General features: G+C 41.4%; 22 protein-coding genes. All 22 read left to right on the top strand.

Annotated elements, in window-relative coordinates:
- Positions 1 to 28 precede the first annotated feature (28 nt).
- The 22 genes from FG27_RS01195 (at position 29) to FG27_RS18570 (ending at position 23017) form a co-directional block, all read left to right on the top strand.
- Positions 29 to 3811, top strand: coding sequence for an efflux RND transporter permease subunit (locus FG27_RS01195; RefSeq protein ID WP_051935724.1), 3783 nt, complete (start codon positions 29 to 31; stop codon positions 3809 to 3811).
- 64 nt (positions 3812 to 3875) lie between these two features.
- The gene (locus tag FG27_RS01190) at positions 3876 to 5084 is read left to right on the top strand and encodes a TolC family protein (RefSeq protein ID WP_037321882.1); all 1209 of its coding nucleotides are present in this window, start codon (positions 3876 to 3878) and stop codon (positions 5082 to 5084) included.
- Positions 5085 to 5109: 25 nt separating this feature from the next.
- Positions 5110 to 6939 (top strand): efflux RND transporter periplasmic adaptor subunit, encoded by a 1830-nt coding sequence (locus FG27_RS01185; RefSeq protein ID WP_037314438.1) that lies wholly within the window; start codon positions 5110 to 5112, stop codon positions 6937 to 6939.
- Between the two features lie 43 nt (positions 6940 to 6982).
- On the top strand, positions 6983 to 7495 hold the full coding sequence (locus FG27_RS01180) for a DUF3347 domain-containing protein (RefSeq protein ID WP_034892138.1): 513 nt from the start codon (positions 6983 to 6985) through the stop codon (positions 7493 to 7495).
- A gap of 73 nt (positions 7496 to 7568) precedes the next feature.
- Positions 7569 to 8015 carry a hypothetical protein gene (locus tag FG27_RS19185; RefSeq protein ID WP_037314436.1) on the top strand — a complete coding sequence of 149 codons (447 nt, stop codon included), beginning with the start codon at positions 7569 to 7571 and terminating at the stop codon, positions 8013 to 8015.
- 37 nt (positions 8016 to 8052) lie between these two features.
- A complete protein-coding gene (locus FG27_RS01170) occupies positions 8053 to 8385 on the top strand; it encodes a P-II family nitrogen regulator (RefSeq protein WP_037314433.1) in 333 nt (110 codons plus the stop codon).
- 124 nt (positions 8386 to 8509) lie between these two features.
- The gene (locus FG27_RS01165) at positions 8510 to 9097 is read left to right on the top strand and encodes a DUF3347 domain-containing protein (protein ID WP_034894378.1); all 588 of its coding nucleotides are present in this window, start codon (positions 8510 to 8512) and stop codon (positions 9095 to 9097) included.
- A complete protein-coding gene (locus FG27_RS01160) occupies positions 9098 to 9550 on the top strand; it encodes a heme-binding domain-containing protein (protein ID WP_034892144.1) in 453 nt (150 codons plus the stop codon).
- Between the two features lie 307 nt (positions 9551 to 9857).
- Positions 9858 to 10400, top strand: coding sequence for an AraC family transcriptional regulator (locus FG27_RS01155; RefSeq protein WP_081912647.1), 543 nt, complete (start codon positions 9858 to 9860; stop codon positions 10398 to 10400).
- Positions 10401 to 10476: 76 nt separating this feature from the next.
- Positions 10477 to 11025 carry a DUF3347 domain-containing protein gene (locus FG27_RS01150; protein ID WP_051935723.1) on the top strand — a complete coding sequence of 183 codons (549 nt, stop codon included), beginning with the start codon at positions 10477 to 10479 and terminating at the stop codon, positions 11023 to 11025.
- Between the two features lie 28 nt (positions 11026 to 11053).
- Positions 11054 to 11548 carry a DUF305 domain-containing protein gene (locus FG27_RS01145; protein WP_037314426.1) on the top strand — a complete coding sequence of 165 codons (495 nt, stop codon included), beginning with the start codon at positions 11054 to 11056 and terminating at the stop codon, positions 11546 to 11548.
- A gap of 11 nt (positions 11549 to 11559) precedes the next feature.
- Entirely contained in the window at positions 11560 to 14004 is a 2445-nt protein-coding gene (locus FG27_RS01140; protein WP_037314424.1) for a multicopper oxidase domain-containing protein, read from the top strand.
- A 5-nt stretch (positions 14005 to 14009) separates the two neighbouring features.
- Complete coding sequence (locus FG27_RS01135; RefSeq protein WP_037314422.1) at positions 14010 to 15326, top strand: APC family permease; 1317 nt, start codon at positions 14010 to 14012, stop codon at positions 15324 to 15326.
- 107 nt (positions 15327 to 15433) lie between these two features.
- Entirely contained in the window at positions 15434 to 17113 is a 1680-nt protein-coding gene (locus FG27_RS01130) for a multicopper oxidase family protein (RefSeq protein WP_037321878.1), read from the top strand.
- 74 nt (positions 17114 to 17187) lie between these two features.
- A complete protein-coding gene (locus FG27_RS01125) occupies positions 17188 to 17760 on the top strand; it encodes a hypothetical protein (protein ID WP_037321876.1) in 573 nt (190 codons plus the stop codon).
- Positions 17761 to 17808: 48 nt separating this feature from the next.
- Entirely contained in the window at positions 17809 to 18195 is a 387-nt protein-coding gene (locus tag FG27_RS01120; RefSeq protein ID WP_037314420.1) for a DUF302 domain-containing protein, read from the top strand.
- A gap of 15 nt (positions 18196 to 18210) precedes the next feature.
- Positions 18211 to 18384: a hypothetical protein gene (locus FG27_RS19055; RefSeq protein WP_156101175.1), complete on the top strand. Its 174-nt coding sequence runs from the start codon at positions 18211 to 18213 to the stop codon at positions 18382 to 18384.
- Between the two features lie 401 nt (positions 18385 to 18785).
- Complete coding sequence (locus tag FG27_RS01115) at positions 18786 to 19472, top strand: DUF2231 domain-containing protein (RefSeq protein ID WP_075327981.1); 687 nt, start codon at positions 18786 to 18788, stop codon at positions 19470 to 19472.
- 9 nt (positions 19473 to 19481) lie between these two features.
- A complete protein-coding gene (locus FG27_RS01110; protein WP_037314417.1) occupies positions 19482 to 20978 on the top strand; it encodes an FMN-binding glutamate synthase family protein in 1497 nt (498 codons plus the stop codon).
- A gap of 102 nt (positions 20979 to 21080) precedes the next feature.
- Positions 21081 to 21788, top strand: coding sequence for a PepSY domain-containing protein (locus FG27_RS01105; RefSeq protein ID WP_034892168.1), 708 nt, complete (start codon positions 21081 to 21083; stop codon positions 21786 to 21788).
- 37 nt (positions 21789 to 21825) lie between these two features.
- Positions 21826 to 22398 carry a DUF3347 domain-containing protein gene (locus tag FG27_RS01100; RefSeq protein ID WP_051931246.1) on the top strand — a complete coding sequence of 191 codons (573 nt, stop codon included), beginning with the start codon at positions 21826 to 21828 and terminating at the stop codon, positions 22396 to 22398.
- Between the two features lie 340 nt (positions 22399 to 22738).
- Positions 22739 to 23017, top strand: coding sequence for an AraC family transcriptional regulator (locus tag FG27_RS18570; protein WP_051931248.1), 279 nt, complete (start codon positions 22739 to 22741; stop codon positions 23015 to 23017).

Below are 23017 nucleotides of genomic sequence, written 5' to 3'. Positions count from 1 at the left end.
ATGTATAACTGTTTAATTATCAATAAAGATGCTAAATAAAGGCATAAAATTTCTTATAGAAAACAAACTAGTAGCAATTATCCTCCTAGTCCTTTTTGTAGGCTGGGGCGTGGTAAATGCCCCTTTTAATTGGGAAACCGGTTTAATTCCGCGCGATCCCGTGGCGGTAGATGCCATCCCCGATATTGGCGAGAATCAACAAATTGTCTTTACCAAATGGGAGGGGAAATCCCCCCAGGATATAGAAGACCAGATTACCTATCCCCTTACTACTTCGCTCCTGGGAATTCCCGGTGTGAAAACCATCCGGAGTTCCTCTATGTTTGGGTTTTCCAGTATTTATATCATTTTTGAAGAGGATATTGAGTTCTACTGGAGCCGTAGCCGGATTTTGGAAAAACTCAATTCCCTGCCGGCAAACCTGCTTCCCGAAGGTGTAAACCCTGCCCTGGGTCCCGATGCTACCGGGCTGGGCCAGGTTTTTTGGTACACCTTAGAAGGACGTGACAAAGATGGCAATGTTACCGGGGGCTGGGATTTGCACGAACTGCGAAGCATTCAGGATTATTATGTGAAATATGGACTTTCCGGTGCCAGCGGGGTTTCCGAAGTTGCATCCATAGGTGGCTATGTGCAGGAATATCAGGTAGATGTGGATCCCGAACTGATGCGTCAATACGATATTTCCCTGGCACAGGTGGTAAAGGCCGTAAAGGAAACCAACCGTGATATTGGTGCACAAACCTTGGAAATAAATCAGGCCGAATATTTGGTACGTGGGCTGGGCTACGTTCAGGAAATAGAAGATATTGAAAATGCCGTGGTAACTTCAGAAGAATTTACCAGTATCAAAATAAGCGACATTGCCAAAGTAAACCTGGGTCCGGAAACCCGCCGTGGTATCCTGGACAAAGAAGGTGCCGAGGTGGTTGGCGGAGTGGTTGTGGCTCGTTATGGCGCAAATCCGCTGGAAGTAATCAATAATGTAAAGGATAAAATAAATGAACTTAGCCCCGGCCTGCCCACCAAGGTGCTGGAAGATGGTCGCGAGTCGCAGGTAACTATTGTTCCATTTTACGATCGTACGCAACTGATTCAGGAAACCCTGGGCACGCTTAATGAAGCCCTTACATTGGAAATCCTGATTACGGTACTCGTAATTATCGTTATGGTTTTTAACCTACGGGCCTCCATCCTCATTTCCGGTTTATTGCCAGTAGCGGTTTTAATGGTCTTTATCTCGATGAAGTTCTTTAATGTCGATGCCAATATCGTGGCCCTTTCCGGTATTGCCATTGCTATTGGGACCATGGTGGATGTGGGCGTGATCTTATCTGAAAATATCATCCGGCATCTCGATCAGGACAAAGAACGGAAATATTTGACCACGAATGAAATCGTGTACAATGCCACTGCCGAGGTTTCCGGGGCAATTATGACGGCCGTGCTTACCACCATTATCAGTTTCCTTCCCGTCTTTACTATGGTGGGGGCAGAGGGGAAACTGTTCCGCCCACTGGCATTTACCAAGACCATGGCACTGGTGGCTTCCCTAGTGGTTGCGCTTTTCCTTATTCCGCCATTTGCCGCATCTTTCTTTAAGAAACGGACCCGGCGTACTTCCGCGGGCTGGGTAATACAGGGGATTCTGATAATTGCAGGGCTTACCGCTATTGTTTTTGGATATTTCATCGGTATTGTCCTAATTGCTTTTGGCGTAACCGGAATACTGCTTCTTAAAAAGAAAATTAGTTCCAAAAGATCAAATGTTATCAATATAGCTATTTCGGCTTTCGCCATAGTGCTACTTTTAGCCGAGTATTGGCGTCCGTTGGGTCTGGAAAAAAGTGTTTTCTGGAATTTTATTGTGGTAGGGATTATATCCTTTGGTTTGCTGGGTGTTTTTGCCCTGTTCCAAAAATTTTATACCCGCATCCTCAATTGGGCCTTGCGCAATAAGTTGTTGTTCTTGTCGGTGCCCACCGTTTTGGTTATTCTCGGTTTTATGATTATGCGCAACATTGGGCAGGAATTTATGCCCTCACTCAATGAAGGCTCCTTCTTGTTGATGCCCACTTCGCTGCCCCATGCAGGTGTAGAGGAGAACAAGCGGGTCTTGCAGCAGCTGGATATGGCCGTGGCCGCTATCCCGGAAATTGAGACGGTAGTGGGCAAGGCAGGTCGTACAGAGTCTGCCCTGGACCCTGCACCTATATCCATGTATGAAAATACAATCCAATACAAACCTGAATATATGCTGAATGAACACGGCGAACGCCAGCGCTACCAGGTAAATGAAGACGGTTTATTTATGTTAAAAAATGGCAAATTGGCAATAAACCCAAGTTTAGAGGTGGACGAAGATGCAGCTGGCAGTTATAATGACAGCGAAATCGTGGAATTCCACCGCGTAAAAAACAAACAGCTCATTCCAGATGATGACGGGGAATATTACCGTAACTGGCGCCCCGAAATAGAGTCGCCAGATGATATCTGGAACGAGATCACCGCCGCCACCAAGCTGCCGGGGGTAACCTCGGCGCCCAAGCTCCAGCCCATCGAGACACGGCTGGTAATGCTTCAAACGGGGATGCGCGCACCTATGGGAATCAAAGTGCAGGGGCAAAACCTTCGACAAATAGAAGATTTTGGACTCCAACTGGAAGACCTGTTAAAGCAAGTGGAAGGTGTAAAAGACGAAGCCGTTTTTGCCGACCGTATTGTTGGAAAACCTTACCTGCTTCTTGATATCAAGCGTGAACGTTTGGCTCGTTATGGTATTAGCATAGAAGAAGTTCAGCAACTTTTGGAGGTTGCTGTGGGAGGAAAACGCCTAAGTCAAACGGTGGAAGGACGCGAACGCTACGGTGTACGCGTGCGCTACCCAAGGGAATTGCGGGACAGCCCGGAAGATATGGGCAATATCTATGTTCCGGTTGAGGGCGGCTCGCCGGTGCCGTTAGATGAGTTGGTAGATATCCGTTACGAGCAGGGGCCGCAGATAATAAAGAGTGAAGATACCTTCCTTATTGGCTATGTGCTTTTCGATAAACTCGATGGTTTTGCCGAAGTGGATGTAGTAGAAAATGCCCAGGCCCTTATTCAGGATAAAATCAATAACGGGGAGCTTAGCGTGCCCAAAGGCCTCAGCTATAAATTCACGGGGACTTACGAAAACCAGATTCGCGCTGAAAAAACGCTGAGTGTTGTGGTGCCACTGGCACTGATGATCATCTTTTTGATCCTGTATTTCCAGTTCAAAAAGGTTTCGACCTCATTGATGATCTTTAGCGGCATCCTGGTGGCATTTTCCGGTGGGTTTATCCTCATTTGGCTCTATGGCCAGGGTTGGTTCCTGAATTTCGACTTTTTTGGCGAAAACCTTCGGCATATGTTTCAGATAAAAACCATAAACCTGAGTGTGGCGGTATGGGTAGGCTTTATCGCCCTCTTTGGTATCGCTACTGATGATGGCGTTGTAATGGGTACCTACCTTACCCAAACTTTTGACCGGAACGAGCCCAAGAGCCGAAAGGAAATCCGTAAATCAGTAGTGGAAGCAGGGTCCAAGCGTGTTCGCCCCGCCTTGATGACCACGGCTACAACAATCCTGGCACTCCTGCCCGTACTGACGTCTTCGGGGCGTGGCAGCGATATTATGATCCCTATGGCCATCCCCGCGGTTGGAGGTATGTCTATAGCACTAATCACATTGTTTGTAGTGCCGGTGTTGTTTAGTTGGAGAAAAGAGGCCGGTTTAAAAACCCTGGAGACGGCGAATAATGACAAGAGAATAGAAAATAGAAATTAGAAGAAAGCTTTTTACTATGAAATCAAAAGATATTTTAATAATAAAATTGAATAGAAGAAGCGGAATGCTGACGGTGCTTGTCTCTCTTTTCTTTTTTCTTACAGGAACAGCCCAGCAGCTACAGCCTTATCTTACCGAGGCTTTGGAAAACAACCCGGACATACAGGCCTTTGAACTGCGCTATGAGACGGCAAAAGAAAAGGTGGAAGAAGTGGGGGTGCTCCCGGAAACCCAGTTCAGCGTAGGCTATTTTGCCAGCGAACCGGAGACCCGAACAGGCCCGCAGCAGTACAAACTATCGGTACAGCAAATGATTCCGTGGTTTGGGACTATTACGGCAAGAGAGAATTATGCATCAAGCCTTGCCGATGCACAATATGTGGAAATCGCCACGGCCCAGAGGCAACTGCTGCTAAATGTGGCCGAAAATTATTACAGGCTTTATGCCATTAGGGCAAAGCAACGCGTATTGGAGGAAAATATAGACCTGCTGGAAGCCTATGAGCAGCTTGCACTTACTTCCCTTGAAGTGAACCAAGCTTCATCGGTAGATGTGCTTCGCCTGCAAATGCGGCAAAACCAGCTACGGGAACGTTTTGAAAACTTCGATGAAGAATTTAAAGCTGAACAAGCTACTTTCAATGCCTTGCTCAATACCAGGCCCGGTGCCGCGGTAGAAGTTTACGATTCTCTGGCGGTGCCACAGGAAGACCCGGTACAGTTGCCAGAAGTTCCACAGGTGCACCCGGAGTTGTTGCGTTTTGACAAGCTGTATGAATCGGTAGGGGAAGCAGAAAAAATGAACCGAAAGGAAGCCCTGCCCGATCTGGGATTTGGCCTGGATTACGTTTCGGTAGGCGAAGCCACTGCGATGGAAGCCCCGGATAGTGGGAAAGATATCCTGATGCCGATGGTCTCTATAACGGTTCCAATTTTCGGTAATAAATACAAATCGGTTACGCGGCAAAATGAACTGAAGCAACGTGAGCTAAATGCACAACGGGAGAACCGGCACAACGAATTGGTGTCGCGCCTGGAAGCCGCGGTGAGCAATAGGGCAGAGGCACGCATAAGCTACCGTACCCAGTTGCTCAACATCGAGCAAGCCAATGATGCCGAAGAAATCCTCAGGCGGAATTACGAAACCGGTACCATAGATTTCAATGATGTGCTGGACGTACAGGAGTTACAGCTAAATTTTGAGCTGAACCTGATAGAAGCGGTAAAAAACTATTACCAAGCCAGTGCGAACATTAATTATTTAAGTGAATAATTCAGAATAAATTAAAACAAAAACGATGAAGAAATATATCATTTACACCGGATTAGTGTTAGCAGGATTGCTCCTTGGCTATCTGTTCTTTGGTGGCAATTCGTCTGAAAAAAATGTCGAAACAGCCACTACAGAAGAACACAATCACGAGGAGGAAAACCAGCTGTGGACCTGCTCTATGCACCCGCAGATTATGCAGCCCGAACCGGGCGATTGCCCCATTTGCGGGATGGACCTTATCCCTGCCGAGAGTGGCGGCGGCGAGGTTGGGCCGCAACAAATAGAAATGTCTGAAACCGCCCTGGCTCTGGCCAATATCCACACCGTGGAGATCGGCGATAGCCTCTTAGGGGATCACGACCTGGTGCTCTCCGGGAAGATCGTGGAGAACGAAGAGGTGAAAAGTGTGCAGGCTTCTTATTTTGGCGGCAGGATAGAAAAACTTTATATAAATTACACCGGGGAGGAAGTACGCCGCGGGCAGGTGTTGGCCACTATTTATTCCCCAGAGCTGGTCTCTGCCCAGCAGGAATTGCTTACCGCTGCGGGGATGAAGGACTCTCAGTCCCGGTTATACGAATCTGTACGCCGAAAATTGAAATTATGGAAACTCAGCGACAAGCAAATTGAAGAAATTGAAGCTTCTGGGGAAGTTAAAGAATATTTCCCTATTTATGCTACGGTTTCAGGTACGGTGACCGAAAAACTGGTGGAAGAAGGTGATTATGTAGAGCAGGGCCAGTCCCTTTATGAGATTGCCAACCTTAGTATTGTATGGGCACAATTTGATGCTTATGAAAACCAGATTGCCCAGCTTGAAGAAGGGCAACAGATTAGCGTGACTGCCAATGCCTTGCCGGGAAAAGAATATGAAGTGCCCATTACTTTTATTGAACCACTGCTTAATACTGCCACCCGTACGGTAACTGTACGTGCAGTCCTGCCCAATAAGGAAGGTCGTCTAAAACCCGGAATGTTCGTGCGTGGAAAAGTGGCACCGGCCAAGAAAAAAAATGCAGATATTGAAGAACCCCAGCTTATTACAGTGCCAAAATCGGCCGTGATGTGGACCGGGGAACGTTCGCTGGTTTACGTACAACCCAATCCAGACAGGCCTGTCTTTGAAATGAGGGAAGTGAGCCTGGGTGCCGCAGCGGGTGGTAATTATGCGGTTACAGATGGCTTGAGTACCGGAGAGCGCATTGTGGTAAACGGTGCCTTTACCGTAGATGCTGCCGCACAACTCCAGGGCAAAAAGTCTATGATGAACAAGGACGGAGGCAAGACATCTACCGGTCACGAGGGCCACGCCGGTATGGACATGGCAGGTAGCGAGGGTAATGCCAATATGGAAACGGCAGGAACCGGCAACGTTGACCATACCGAAATGCAGGAACGCATCGTGGTACCTGAAGAGTTCACCAACCAGCTAAATGGCGTTTTTGATCAATATTTGAAGTTGAAAAACGCCCTGGTGGAAGATGAGGCCAAAACCGCCCAAGCAACTGCAAATAAAGTACTGGAAGCAATGAACAAGATAGATATGAGTCTTTTAGAGGATCGTGAAGCTCACGACCACTGGATGCTGATTTCAAAAGAAGTAATTGGTGCTGCGGAAAAAATAACGGAGAGTGAAGATATTTCTACTCAGCGGGATCATTTTAAACACCTGTCTGCCCATTTGAGCAAAGCGATGCAACTTTTTGGAGTGGGACAGACCGTTTATAAGCAATTTTGCCCTATGGCAGATGACAATGCGGGAGCCTACTGGCTCAGCCGTTCAGAAGAGATCAAAAACCCTTATTACGGTAGCGCAATGTTAACCTGCGGCGAAATCGTGGAAACTATAAACTAAAGCAGGGAAGAACAAATTTTTATAACCTTTAAAACCTATTAAGATGAAAAGAACAATGATGATGCTCCTTCTAACTTTGTTAAGCATGGGAGTTTATGCACAACACGACCACGACAATATGGCTGGTCATGGTGAAGAAATGCAAATGTCGCCTAAGTTCAAAGACAAAGATCTGGGCGCTGCTTATGAACATTACCTATTGGTAAAGGACGCTTTAGTGGCTTCCAATGATGCAAAGGCCGCCAAGCATTCGATGAAACTCGAGAAAACTTTGGCAAAAGTGGAAAATGCTGAGACGGCTCGCAAAGAAGCTTCGCAAATGGCCGGTGCCACTTCTCTGGAAGACCAACGTGACAATTTTAATGCTCTTAGCGATGCAATGTTGAAACTGGTTAAAAATGGGAAGCTTGCCAAAGGTGAAATTTACCTGGAATATTGCCCTATGGCAAACTCTAATAAAGGCGGCTATTGGCTTTCCAATGAAAAGGCGATCAAGAACCCATATATGGGCCAAAAAATGCTGAAATGTGGTAGTGTAAAAGAAACTATCAATTAATAAAGTCCTGCAAGGTATGGATAGACTCTTTTTTATAGGTCTATCCATTTTGCAGGCACAAAATTAGAATGAAATGAAAAATACATTCAAAGTTCTAACAGCGGTATTTCTTCTGGCCGTGGTTTTTGGTGCTTGTAACTCCTCTGGGGAGCAGCAAAAACAAAAAAAGCAAGACAAACTGGCTACAGAAATTAGTACAAGTACCGCCAATAAACAAACCTTTTCTTTAGATTTTCAGATAGGAGACAAGTTGCCTAATGACCTGGTATGTATGGTAAACGATGCCTATATGGCCAAACCGCAAATCCCGGTTCCGGTAAACGGGAAAACCTATTATGGTTGCTGCGAGATGTGCGTGGGCACCTTGAACAACGAAGAATCTGCAAGGATGGCCACCGATCCCCAAACAGGGGAAAGAGTGGATAAAACCGAAGCCTTTATTGTACTGCTTGACGCGAATGGCCGGGTTGGCTATTTTAATTCAGAAGCGAATTACACAGCTTACACAAAAAAGAGCTAAGCATAACAAAACTTATTTCAACTTAAATTTAGAAGATATGAATGAGATCAAAGCCTTTATCAGACCCGAAAGACTTAGTGAAGTGACCATGAATCTGCGGGAAGAAAACTTTTGTTGTTTTACCGTATTTCAAGGCGAGGGGGTTGGAGATTACACTGATTCCAAAACCGCTTCCCCCAGTTTGAATTTTCCATTTATGCACAGCAAAGTCATTAAAATGGAGATAGTGTGCGAAAAAGAGGATGTAGATAAAATTGTAAATATTATAAAAGTAAGTGCCCGTACTGGCAAAAGCGGGGACGGGCTCATCTATGTAAGCGACGTGGAACAGCGTATAAAAATAAGGACTGGGGAAAAGGAAAGCCGGTAAGTGCTTTTTTTGTTTCCGGTCGAACAACCAAGTAAAATACTAAGTTCCGGGCTGTGTTTTATGGCATCCGGAAAATTTAATTAATTGCAGTAACAGAAATATCAACCTTTTAAAAACAAGAAAAATGAAAACAGTAAAAGTAAGTTTGGGAGTGATGGCTATGGCATTTGCCGTAATAAGCACTTCTTGCAAGAACAACGAGAAAAACAGCAATACAACTATTGAAGACGCGGCGACCGAGCGCGCTGTCCCGATGGAAGAAAACAGGATGGAAAGCAGCAATGCTGCCCAAACCGATGCCAGCCTGACCACATACTTGGAGCTTAAAAATGCCTTGGTAAATGACGATCAGGAGGCCGCGGCCAAAGCCGGGGAAAAAATGGTGGGACAGTTAAAGACCTTTAAAACGGAAAACTACGAACAGAACGACCAACAAGAACTGCAAGATATCATAGAAGACGCCACTGAGCATGCCGAACACATTGCGGAAAGCCCCATAGGCCACCAGCGGGAACATTTCGACATTTTGAGCAAGGACATGATAGACTTGATTGACATTGTCGGAACCAGCCAAAAGTTGTACCAAGCTTATTGCCCGATGTACAATAATAACAAAGGTGCACAGTGGTTGAGTGTAACCAAAGAAATCAAAAATCCCTATTATGGAAGTAAAATGATGGATTGCGGAGAGGTGCAAAGAGAAATTAACTAAATGAAGACAATCAAAATCATTGCACTGGTTTTTTTAGTTGTGTTGGTGGGCATCCAGTTTGTGCCCACCAATCGCAACCAAAGTGAAGTGGTGCCAAAATCAGATTTTATGCTGGTGAACAATGTCCCGAAAGACGTACAGGATAAATTAAAGGTTTCCTGTTATGATTGCCATAGCAACAATACAGCATACCCTTGGTACAATAAAATACAACCAGCTGCCTGGTTTTTAGAGGATCATATAAAAGAAGGAAAAGATGAATTGAATTTTAATGAATGGGGTGAATATTCCGACCGAAGAAAAAACAGCAAACTCCGGTCAATCATCAGTCAGATTGAAGATGATGAAATGCCACTGGACTCCTACACTTTTATTCATGGGGATGCGAAACTTTCCAAAGAAGAAAAAACAGAAATGATACAATATATGACCCAGCTTAAAAATAGTTTATAGGGGATTTTTAAAATAAACAATATCATATCCCAAAAAAGGAAAGGAATTTTTTCATTGATTGGTTAGTTAATCTTTTTCTTTTGAGAGTATGATGTTAAAGTCCTGTGAGGGAAGGGTATTCTTAAATTTAATTAGTTTATAAAGCCTCTTCCCTTGACAGGCACAAAAACCAAAAAATGAAATATTGTTAGACTACTGGGAAAAACATGGGCGTGGTAGCTTAAATAAATGCTTAGGGTATGATAAAAAATAAATTTTTAAAAAACATTACCAAAAAATTATCATGGTAGAAGTCTTTGTTAAAAATATGGTCTGTAACCGGTGTATAAAAGTAATTAAAAACGAGTTACTTGAAGCCGGGGTGGAAGTAACAAAAGTAGAACTAGGCCGGGTAGTTTATAAAAGCAAAAATATAGCTCGTGATTCTAAAAAGTTAGAAAAGGTCCTCGATGAAAATGGTTTTGAAATATTGGAGGGATCCGATAAAATTTTAGTCGAGAAGGTAAAACAAAGTCTTATACGGCTTTTGGAAAACCTTCCCCTGCAAAAAACGGGGACTTTATCCAGCTACTTATCCAAAGAAACCGAAACTGATTATTCGCGCTTGAGTCGAATTTTTTCCTATACCGAAAACATAACGGTAGAAAAGTATTTTATAAAGCTGAAAATTGAAAAAGTAAAAGAGCTCATTCAGTCCAAACAATATAATTTTACCCAGATTAGTCAGCTATTGGATTATACTAATGTAAATTATCTTTCCAGGCAATTTAAAGCAGAAACAGGGATGAATTTATCTCAATATAAAAAACTTAATAACAATTTTAGAAATTCTTTAGACCAAATTTTATAGATGTTTAACCAAATTATGACAATAAATCCTTTTTCTTACCATTAATTTTAAAAATCAAATTTAAAACCAGAAAAAAATGAAAAGTAAAATTTTAAATTTTGGTGTTGTTCTCTTACTAGCTATTGCCCTATTTTCCTGTGTAGATAACAAAGGGAAGCAATCGGTTGAAATAAACACCCCTGAAGAGGTTAAAAAAGCCGAAGAGAAAACAGCAGATATTGCCGATCAGGATTTTATAGATGGAATGACGGGAAAAATCTGGCATAATTACCTGGAAATAAAAATAGCATTAACCAATGCTGATGCAGACCAGGTACAGGATGCGTCTCAAAGTATGGTAGCCTCTTTTTCAGAAGAAAGAGCAGAACTGAAAGCTATTGCACAACAATTATCTGAAACCAGCGAGCTGGAAAAACAAAGGGAATTATTCGCATCATTCACAGAAAAAGCAGGGCCTATGTTTGAAAATGCACTTTCTGGCGGTACGATCTATAAAAAGTTCTGTCCTATGGCTTTCAATAACGAGGGCGCATACTGGTATGCCGATATCGAAGAAATAAACAATCCATATTTCGGTGATAAAATGCCCAATTGTGGTTCCGTAAAAAAGACAATTAAAAAGTAAAAACCAACCTAACCAAAACCAAAAAATAATGAATTCAGAAGCAAAAAACCACCATAAAACTGGTGGTAGCAATTACGGTAGATTTTTTCTAATGCTCGGGTTATCTTTTATAGCCATGTACATTACCATGTACCTGAATACCTACGAATTTGATCATGTTTATTTCAGCTTGACCCGTTTTTATATGACCTGTTTGGGGATAGCGGCAATGGCGGTAATTATGTTGTCGTTGATGTTGAAAATGTATAAAAATAAGAAGAAGAATATAGCAATTTACGTGGGTAGCCTGGTGCTGTTTGTCTCTGCTTTAGGTTTAGTACGAGCACAACGACCTATTATTGGCGACGTTTTATATATGAAGGCAATGATTCCTCATCACTCTATAGCGATATTAACCAGTAAAAGGGCAGATATTAAAGATCCTGAAACCAAGAAACTAGCCGAGGAGATCATTGAAGCACAGAAACGCGAAATTGCCCAAATGAAGAAGATTATTTATCGTTTAGAGAACGTAAACAAATAAAATAACAAACTATGATATTGAAAAATTACTTTCTAATCCTACTGATATTTTTAGGTTTTTCGGGTTACAGCCAGGAAGAATTAGAGGCATCCGTAGAAGGAAACGTTGACGATCTGCCTGTGCGGGAATACACGTTGACCTTGCGGGAAGAACAGGTCAACAAGGCTGGCAAGCCGGTTATGGGTATGACCGTAAACGGTCAGATCCCCGGGCCCACATTAGATTTTAATGAAGGGGAATATGCCATAATTTATGTGAAGAATGAAATGAGCGTAGAGTCTTCCATTCACTGGCACGGTATGCTGCTGCCCAATTTTTATGATGGTGTACCCTACCTTTCTACCCCACCTATAGAACCCGGCAAAACCTTAAAATATGAATTTGCAATAAAGCAAAATGGTACCTATTGGTACCATTCCCATACGATGTTGCAGGAACAGAGTGGTGTTTTTGGTCCCATCGTCATACAACCGAAAGAAAAAACATTGGAGTATGATAAAGAGCAGGTTTTGGTATTGTCTGACTGGACCAATGAAAAGCCCAGGGATGTAATGCGGTTTTTAAAACGGGGCACCGAATGGTACAACATAAGAAAAGGAACGGCCACACCGCTCAACCAGGTTATTGCCAGGGGGGCACTGGGCGCACAGTTCGATTTTTGGAGGCAACGTATGGAAAGCGCGGATATTGCTGATATTTATTATCCTGCCTTCTTAATTAATGGCGAGGATAAAATTGAATACCCAGATTTTAAACCAGGTGAAAAAGTGAGGATGCGTATTATTGATGGTTCCGCCTCCACTTCATTTTGGATGGCCTTTGGCGGCCCAGACCCTTTGCTTGTCTCTGCAGATGGTAAAGATGTTGTTCCTGTTAAGAAGAACAAGACTTTTATTGCCGTTGCAGAAACCTACGATTTTATCGTGACCATACCGGAGAATGGCAAACTGGAATTTAAAATAATGGCACAGGATGGCTCCGGTACCGCAACTGCCTACTTAGGTCAAGGCCCTATCGTTGCCGCCCCTGACGTTACCAAACCGGATAAAATCGGGATGATGCAGCAAATGGCTAAAATGAAAATGAAAATGGGCGCACCCGCTTTAAAATTTCGACCAGGTAAAGACGAGCGATACGAGATGAAAGAGAAATGGGGGATGCAAATGGACAATAATTTGCAGATGGAAGGAATGAAGGAAATGGATATGATGAATATGGACAAGTCCAATATGAAAAATATGGAAATGAAGAAGGATAAAATGGACGGAATGCAAATGGATATGAAAAAGGATTCAATGCAGATGGACCGTTCCAATATGGTCGGGATGGATACGGAAAAGGATTCCAAAATGAATGAGGCCTCTGAAATGGAGGATATGAACAAGACGAACCCGACTGCCGGACGGGAAGTAATGGACGAAGCAGATGGCATGCAGGGAATGGCTATGTTTTCGCAATACAACTATGACTACCTGAAGTCGCCAGAGAAGACCAGCTATGATCCCGATGTGCCCGTAACCGAAATCCTACTGAACCTTACCGGGAATATGCAACGCTATATCTGGAGTATGAACGGTGTCCCTTTATCTGAGGCAGATAAAATAAAAATCAAGGGAGACGAGGTGACCAGGATTACCTTCAACAACCTGACTATGATGCACCACCCCATGCACCTTCACGGCCATTTCTTTAGGGTCATCAATGAAAATGGGGAATATTCCCCTCTAAAACACACGGTCAATGTACCGCCAATGCAAAAAGTGACCATTGAATTCTATGGCAATGAATACGGCGATTGGTTTTTCCATTGCCATATTCTTTACCATTTAGTAAGCGGTATGGCACGCATTGTCAGCTATGACACCCCTAGGGATCCAAGGCTAGAAGAATATCCGGTCTCCAAGCTTCTGGATGAGACCGATCAGTATTATTCCTATGGAATGATAGATGCGGCATCGCATATGACCACATTGAACCTGATATCGTCTAATATCCGAAATCAGTTTAGTTTCCGGGGGGAATATGGTTGGAACAAAAATATGGAGGTAGAAGCTGCTTATGATAGATACCTTTATGATTATTTGACTGTTTTTGGCGGTATAAATGTCGAAAACGGAATGGAGGATAGCCTCGATGAGATAACAACAACAGCAATAGCAGGTGTACGATATCTCACTCCTTACTTATTTACGTTGGATGTGCGAATGGACAGCAAATTGCGCCCGCAAATTAGCCTGAGCCGTGCGATCAGTATTTTTCCGCGAACAATATTGTTCGGAGTGTACGAGTACCAGGCAGATTTTGGGTGGGTAGATGAACTGCCTCAAGGAGATAATTTCAAAAAAGAGGTTACCTGGAGTACAGGTATTGAATATTTTTTATCCAAGAATTTTTCCTTGATGGGAAGCTATGACAACCGTTTTGGCGCTGGAGGCGGATTATCATTACGATTCTAAACAATATGGGAAATTATAAAGAAAACAGTCTAAGCCTGGTGGGTGCAATATCCATGGGAACCAATGTTATGATTGGTGCAGGGATCTTTGCGCTTCTTGGTCAAGTGGCAGAACTTTCTGGTGAGTATTTTCCAATAGCTTTTATTGTGGGTGGAATTATATCAGGATTTAGTGCTTATTCTTATACCAAAATGTCCAATGCGTATCCATCTGCAGGAGGTATCGCCATGTATTTGGAGAAAGCTTATGGAAAAGGTATTGTAACTGCTTTTGCAGCTTTGCTGATGACGTTCTCTATGATTATTAATGAAAGTCTGGTGGCCAGAACCTTTGGTAGTTATACGTTGCAATTGTTCGATGCGCCAAAAGACAGTTATCTCATTCCTGTTTTAGGGGTGGGCCTACTCATTTTAGCCTTTGTAATTAATATTTCGGGCAATAAGGTAATAGGGAAATCCTCCCTTGCCATGGCGGTCCTCAAAACCGGTGGATTATTGATCTTTGCCGGAGGGGCTATCTATGCCTCGGGTTTTGTAGTGTCAGATTTGGTGCCTTCAGGAGGTACCGGCGGGGAAAGGGGGGTAATGGAGTACCTTGGAGCACTGGCTTTATCTATCCTTGCCTATAAGGGTTTTACTACTATAACCAATAGTGGTGGTGAAATTGTGAATCCACACAAAAACGTGAGCAGGACCATAGTTATATCTTTATTGATCTGCGGGGTGACCTATTTACTGGTTTCCTGGGGGGTTATTTCCAATCTAAATATTCCTGAAATCATTGAGGCCAAAGATTATAGTCTAGCTGAAGCTTCCAGGCCATTATTTGGTCAATTTGGTTTATGGTTTACCGTGGCTATTGCTATTATCGCCACTATTTCTGGAGTAATTGCCAGTGTTTTTGCAGTTTCAAGAATGACTGCTATGTTAACCGACATGAAGTTGATACCTCACAGTCACTTTGGTATGAAAGGGAGTATACAAAAGCATATGCTGGTGTATATTATAGTAATTGCCATTGTGCTTACTATCTTTTTCGACCTTTCCAGGATAGCCTCCCTTGGCGCAATATATTATTTGGTGATGGATATTATTATTCATTGGGGAGTGCTTACCAAAATGAGAAAGGACATAGAAGCCAAAGCTGGGATCGTAATAAGCGCAATAATTCTGGATGTGGTAGTTTTGGGTTCCTTCGTTTATATTAAAATAGAACGTGATCCCACCCTAATTTGGATAGCATTTGGTTCTATGTTGCTCATATTTTTAGGTGAAAAATGGTTTCTAAATCGAAAACCTCCAGAAAAAGGGGCGGTAGATTAGCTGTTAAGCGGCCTGCGACTTTTAAGTTGTCGAAGTATCTAAAATTTAAGCGGGGCTGTAACTTTCCTTGTGCTGAAATTGTTACGGATGCCATTCAAAATAATATAATGATGAAAAAAAACGTAAACAGAAGGAATTTTATACAAACTGCAAGCCTGGCAGCAGCAGGTTTCTATGTAATGCCTTTTTTTGCCTCCTGTAAATCGGATACCTCCACCCGGCATCCTGAGACCGTAAATAAAATGGACAAGGATTTTATTGCCGATTTAGATCTACAACTTACCGCATTACCTTCCCAGACCAGCATCTATCCAAACAGTAGTACCAAAACATATTCCTATAAAGCATCTATCATAAAAGGTAGCGAAGATAATTTACAAAATATAGAGGGTAGCTATTTAGGACCTGTTATTCGGGTAAAGAAAGGGGATAAGGTTAGGGTGAGGTATGAAAACCAGATTCCGGCCGAATCTATTGTGCACTGGCATGGCCTGCACGTGTCTCACGAGAATGATGGCCACCCAGAGCATGTAATAAGTGAAGGAGAAACCTATTATTATGAATTTGAAGTGATGAACAGGGCTGGAACGTATTGGTTCCACCCACATCCGCATAAACATACAGGGGAACAGGTATATAAGGGACTGGCAGGATTGTTTATCGTATCTGATAAAGAAGAAGGAAAATTAAATCTACCCCAGGGTGAATATGATATTCCCGTGGTGATCCAGGACAGGACTTTTAATGATAATAAACAGCTCCAATACCTGGGCGATGGAGAGATGGATCGAATGCAGGGTTTTTTAGGTGAGCAAATATTGATCAATGGTAAAATTGATAATACCCTGAACCTGGGCGCAAACGGGAAATATCGTTTAAGGCTCTTAAACGGTTCCAATTCCAGGGCTTATAAGTTGGCGTGGGACAATGGTGAACCTATCACAGTATTTGGTGTGGACGGGGGGCTATTGGAAGCGCCAAAAAAATTGCCCTATCTAATTTTAGGGCCAGCGCAGCGGGTAGATGTATGGTTGGATTTATCTCAACAGTCAGAAAATAGTCGTATTAAACTGGTCCATTTACCTATCCCACTGGACATGATGGGTGGTGGCATGATGAATGGCGGGATGATGGGAAATAGCAGTAGCAATCACTTGCCTTATGACACTCAGTTTGATATTCTGGAAATAAATGTGGGGGCTTTCGCAGAAAACAATGCTCAATTACCTGGTGAGCTCAGTTCTTTCAATACATTGGCGGCCACAGATGCCATCAATAAAGACAATCCCAGGACTTTCACCTTCGCTATGGGCGGAATGATGGAATGGACCATTAACGGTCGCACCTATAATGGCACCGAAGTAGCCGAAGAAGAGACCGTGAAATTAGATACTACCGAAATTTGGCGTATCAATAATGGAAACCAGTTTTCTTCAGATCCTGATGATGACAGCGGAATGATGGGCGGCGGAATGCATGGCAACGGCGGAATGATGGGCGGTCAGGGAGGCATGGGAAATATGATGCAAATGCCACATCCTGTTCATATCCACCAATTACAATTCAACATCTTAAACCGAAACGCTGATAAGGTAGATGATAAGCTTTGGGAAGCAACCAAAGACGGTTTTATCAACGAAGGCTGGCAGGACAGCGTTTATCTTTTACCAGGAATGCAAATGGATTTGATCATGCGATTTGAAGACTATAAAGGATTGTTTCTATACCATTGCCATAATCTGGAGCATGAGGATATGGGCATGATGAGAAACTTTAAAATAGTGTAGAAAGGACAGGATAAGGGAATTATAAAAAATAAAACTGAACGATGAAAATTTTATTAACTCTAAAACAAAGTAAAATGAAAACAATTGTAAAAACCTTAATGATTATAGTAGCAGTAGGAACATTGGTAAGCTGTAAATCAACATTTAACGCTTCTGAAGCAATGGATGTTCCAGACAATCGAAACGCTGTTTACCAGGAAATTATTTCGAACCCAAACCAATTCAATGAATTTATTGATCTGGCACAACAAGACGAAGGGGCAAGAAAACTCATGATGCAAAGCCATATGCAAATGATGGAATCTGGCAAGATGAAAGCCATGATGCAAAAGAACCCGGGGATGAAAGAAAAGATGAAATCCCACATGGAGAAAATGATGGATGATCCTGAAATGAAAGAAAAAATGCATAAGATGATGCAGGAGAGACTGGACAGGAATCCAGAAATGAAGAAAAAGATGAAAGAGAAAATGATGAAAGATCCGGCTATGAAAGAAGCAATGATGGAAGAGATGCATTCCAAGATGAAATCTAATCCCGAAATGGCCGAGAAGATGATGGATAAAATGATCCAGTTTTTGCATGAGAATCCTGAGCTTATGGAAAAGATGAAAGCCAAAATGAAGGCACATCAGGAAAAGATGTAAATTTTAAATGCAGTCAAAAAAATTGTAAAACGCATTAAATAAAAAATCATGGACTATTATTTTAACAAAAGCCTTAAAGGAAATTTCGAAGAGGTAATCGTTAAAGTTACCGAGGAATTGGAAAAAGAAGGTTTTGGGGTATTAACAGAGATCAACGTTACTGAAACTTTGAAGAAAAAGCTGGATGTGGATTTTAGAAACTATCGCATTCTTGGAGCCTGTAACGCGCCTTACGCTTATAAAGCTCTAAAAACGGAAGACAAGATTGGGGCTATGCTGCCCTGCAATGTGATTGTACAGGAAAAAGAGGCAGGAGAGATAGAAGTAGCGGTGGTAAATCCCATTGCTTCCATGCAGGCGGTGGAAGATGATGCGCTAGGCAAAGTGGCTAAAGAGATCAAGGTAAAACTTCAAAAAGTTATTTCGAACCTTTAATTAAATAATTGAACAATGAAAAAATTCAGAATTTTACTGTTAGTCTTATTTGTGGGAACTTTTAACCTTACCATGATTTCCTGTAGGGAAACCACCGAAGATGACCACGGCGATATGGAAATGGAACAGGGAGGGATGGAAGGTGACGATATGGAAATGGACCATAATGAGTCTATGGATCATGATTAGAATCTGGGATTAAAGTTTAAAGGAAATGGAGGGATCGTTGTTTATGATAATTAGTTGAAGTCTTAATTTCCCTCCTTTTTCTTTTTTCATTGTAGAATTCCAAACCATATAGCGATATGGCAGATATTTAAGATACCCGGTATGGATTTTAAATTTATTTTTCGAGTTATCAATTTAAGTTCCATTTTAAATCACCAGAATAATGCGGGTACTTCTAAATAATTTAAGATGTTTGGGCCTAATGAATTTACCATTAAGACATATTTACATTATACTCTGCCACCAATCCACGAATATTTTCTACAATTTATTGGTGGATTCGTGGCTCCTTTGCGCATTTTTGGGCAGATTAAGAATATTCTATGCTTCCGGTAATTAACTTTATAACTCCATTTATTTTTATGAAAAATTTTGTCTTTATATTCTTTTTAATGATGTTGCCATTATTACTCCCGGCGCAAGACGATCATAATCATTCTCCATTAGGTCAGGAACAGGGATTAGACCCCGATACTATAACCACAAATATAGCTACAGAAAATACCAGGCAGGATCCGGCTTTAGGATCAGAAGATAGTTTCAGGGAAGTTAAGGCGGCGCTTGATGATTTTCCAAATCTTCATCCTTTGGTGGTTCATTTTCCCATTGTTTTGCTTTTACTGGGGGCATTTTTGCAGCTAATTCAGATTTTTACTCTGAAAAGGAATCTGGATTGGATAATCCTTTTAACCGTAGGCGGAGGGTTTATCGGTGCCTATATAGCCGGGGTGTATGCCCATCCCCATACCCAGGATTTAACTGAAATGGCCAAAAAAGTATTAGAACAGCATGATAAATTTGCCGAATGGACCATTTATTCCAGCGCAGTTGCTGCTACCTTAAAATTGATCAGCTTATTTTTATTGAAGAAGAACCGGGTTTTTGAAATTTTTGTATTCCTAATTCTTGCTTTTTCAGCATATTCTGTTGCAGAAGCAGGACATTATGGTTCCCAGCTGGTATATATAGAAGGAGTGGGCCCGCAGGGCGAATATCTTGAAACTGAAAAAACAGATGGAAATAGCAAAGGCGAAGGACACTCGCATTAAATTGGATTTATGAGAATTTTTTTTTTAATAGGTTCTTCAGTATCCGCGGTAGGACTTATATTAATTATATTGTGGCGGCCGCATCTATGGTGGATAGCGATTTTATTGCTTCCTATTTATATATTGGGCTTTAAAGATTATTTTCAAAAAGCAGACAATATTCAGCGTAATTATCCTTTATTTGGTAGGCTTACCAATTTATTAGAAGAACAACGTCACGTTTTGCAAGAAGCTTTGTTTCTCAACCGCGCCGAAGGTATGCCCTTCAATTGGATCCAAAAGGAAATTGTATATAAGCGGGCCGCAAATGCAAACATGAATCAGCCATTTGGCACCCAGTTATCTTATGAGAGTACTGGCCGTGAATGGTTTTTGCATTCTACATTTCCCTCAAAGGAATTTCGCGATAATTTTCGTATTAATATTGGAGGTCCAAATTGTACTAAGCCCTACAGTTCAAGTATTTTGAATTTAGGGGCAATGAGTTATGGCTCTATTAGTAAAAATGCTACCCTGGCTTTTAATGGAGGGGCTAAAATAGCGGGATTTGCACAAAACACTGGTGAAGGGGGGCTTACACCTTATCATCAAAAATACGGGGCAGATCTAATCTTTCAATTTGGCACCGGATATTTTGGATGCCGAAATGCTGAAGGGAATTTTGATGCTGAAAAGTTCACTGAAATAGCCCAGAATGATCTCGTAAAAATGATCGAGATTAAAATCTCACAAGGAGCTAAGCCAGGTTTTGGTGCTATACTTCCTGCCAGTAAAAATACCAGGGAGATTTCAGAATATAGGGATATTGAAGCACATACAGAGATTCATTCCCCGGCGCACCACAGTGCTTTCAGTAACCCTAACGAGTTGCTTAAATTTATCAAAGAATTACGTGATCTTTCCTCTGCAAAACCTATAGGGATTAAACTCTGTATTGGTTTAAAACTCGAATTTGATGAGATGATTGAAATATTTTCGAAAAATAAAGAAAATAATTTTCCAGATTTTATTGCGGTAGATGGAGCAGAAGGTGGTTCTGGGGCTGCAAGCATGGATGGATTACATTGGGGCGGAACACCTTTAATTGAGGCGCTCCACTTTGTGGATATAACTTTAAAAAAATATAATCTGCGCAAACATATTAAGGTTATAGCTGCGGGAAAAATAATTTCTTCTTTCGATATTTATAAAGCATTAGCCGTTGGGGCCGATGCTTGTTACAGTGCCAGGGGTATGATGTTTGCCCTGGGGTGTGTCCAATCTTTAAAATGCAATTTAAATACCTGCCCTACCGGAATAACCACTATGGATTCAAAGCGGGTAAAGGCTTTGGTAGTTGAGGATAAGAAACACAAAGTGGCTAATTATCATAAAAACACCATTCAGGGTTTAAAGGAATTGTTACTATCAATGGGTATCTCAGATAGAAATGGAATAAACAAAACCAGTATTGTAAGAAAAATTAGTGAGTCGGATAGTAAATCCTATAGTGAACTTTATAAGTGATCTTTAATGACTAAAAGTAAATTTGTAATGGATTACGTAGGTAAACGTAAACATAATTGCAAACGTAAAAAGAATAATCTAATATATGGAAGTTAATTAGAAATGGTGAAGAGAAAAACAGCGATGAAAATTCGTAAAGCCCATCGATATCTGGGAATCTTTATAGGCATTCAGTTCTTGATGTGGACTATTAGCGGGATGTATTTTAGCTGGACCGATATCGATGAAATTCACGGAGATCACTTTAAAAAATTGCCTCCTGAAACTTCAAATTTTGAAAATCTTGCCGGTATTTCCACGCTCATTCCAGAAATGAAAATTCATAGTATTAGTTTAAAAGAAGTTTCGGGAATGCCTTACTATTTTGTAAACAACGAAAAACTGGTACACGCACAAGATGGCAAAGTTATCGATGAAATTTCAGAAGAAGATGCCAAGAATATTGCGCAACGATATGTAAAAGATGATTTTAAAATAATTTCAGTAGAAAAAATCAACAAAGTCGGGGATCATCATGAATACCGTAGTGGATCTTTTCCGGCTTATGTTATTAATTATGCCCAACCTAAAAACCTAAAAGCCTATGTGGGTGCTACCGATGCAAGTTTTAAAACGGTACGTTATCGCGACTGGCGTTGGTTCGATTTTCTTTGGATGACCCATACCATGGATTACGAAGGAAGGGACGATTTTAATAACCTTGTACTACGTATTTTTTCTCTTATGGGCCTTATAACGGTCTTGAGCGGTTTTTTACTCTGGTATATTTCATCACCATCAATAAGAAAATTTCAAAAAAAATTCAAATAAACCTAATTTTGAACATTAATAGCGATAAAATCGGAAAATGAAAAAAATAATTAGAAGCATAACAGTTTTAAGTCTCATTGCTGGAAGTTTAGCGATATTCTCCTGTAAAAATGACCAAAACACAAAGGATGCCCCAAAGCCTATGCAAAATGAAATGCACCAGCCAAACATTGATGAAAATGCTGAAGCAAAAGGCTATGAGGATGAAGGATTGCAAGCAGAATTTAAGGATGAAAAAACTGCTGATCTCTATGACCTGTATGTAGCTATTAAAGACGCATTTGTAAATACCAATTCCCAAGCCGCTAGTGCAAAAGCAGCAGAACTTGCGGAAACGGCAACCAATAAGAAGGGTATAGTGGCTATTGCAAATGAAATTGCAGAAAGCGGTAATATAAATAAGCAGCGGGAAGCTTTTTCTAAACTTACAGAAGCTATGGAACCTGTTTTAAGGAATGCATTAGCCTCTGGAGAAATCTATAAGCAATACTGCCCCATGGCTTTTGAAGGAAAAGGAGACTATTGGTATTCAAATTCAAAAGATATTTTTAATCCATATTACGGAAATAAAATGTTGAAATGTGGTAGAGTTCAAGAAACAATCAAATAAGCGTAAGAATAACTTGCTTGGTTTTCGCACCTTGTAGGTTGTTCAAAAGTTTTTGGGTCAAAGTAAATAAAGGGTGCATAAATAAACGTGGTGTGCTAGAGGTGCTTATAGTGGTAAAAGAAATTTTTAATAATTTGAATATTCCTTTTTCCGTGGTAAACCTTTGTGAGGCCATTATAGAAAGGAAGCTCTCTGCTGTTGAGAAAGAGCAACTATAAACAGAATTTGAAAAATTAGGGTTCGAGATCATTGAAAGCCGTAATGAAAAATTAATTAGATAAAATCCTTAATTACTAAAAAGGTTTATTCAAAAGACACCGCAAACGATAAATTTTCAACTATGCCTAGCTCGCACCTGCACTTCGATTATAGACATATAACCCACATCTTTACAGATAGGGAGGGACAGAGTATTCAGCAGCTTTACATCTCGGTTCGAATTGAACGCGTAAAAGAACTTTTAAATTACGATGATTGGAGTATCGCGATGATTGCAGATAACCTTGGATATTCCACAGCCGCCTATCTTTCAACTTCATTTAAAAAGGCAACTGGGCTTTCCCCTTCAGGTTATAGGAAGTTACAAGTAAAAGACCGGAAAAGTATAAATATGGTCTAA

Origin of the sequence: Salegentibacter sp. Hel_I_6 (assembly GCF_000745315.1) — a bacterium.
GTDB lineage: Bacteria > Bacteroidota > Bacteroidia > Flavobacteriales > Flavobacteriaceae > Salegentibacter.
This window is presented reverse-complemented; position numbering and strand designations above follow the sequence as displayed.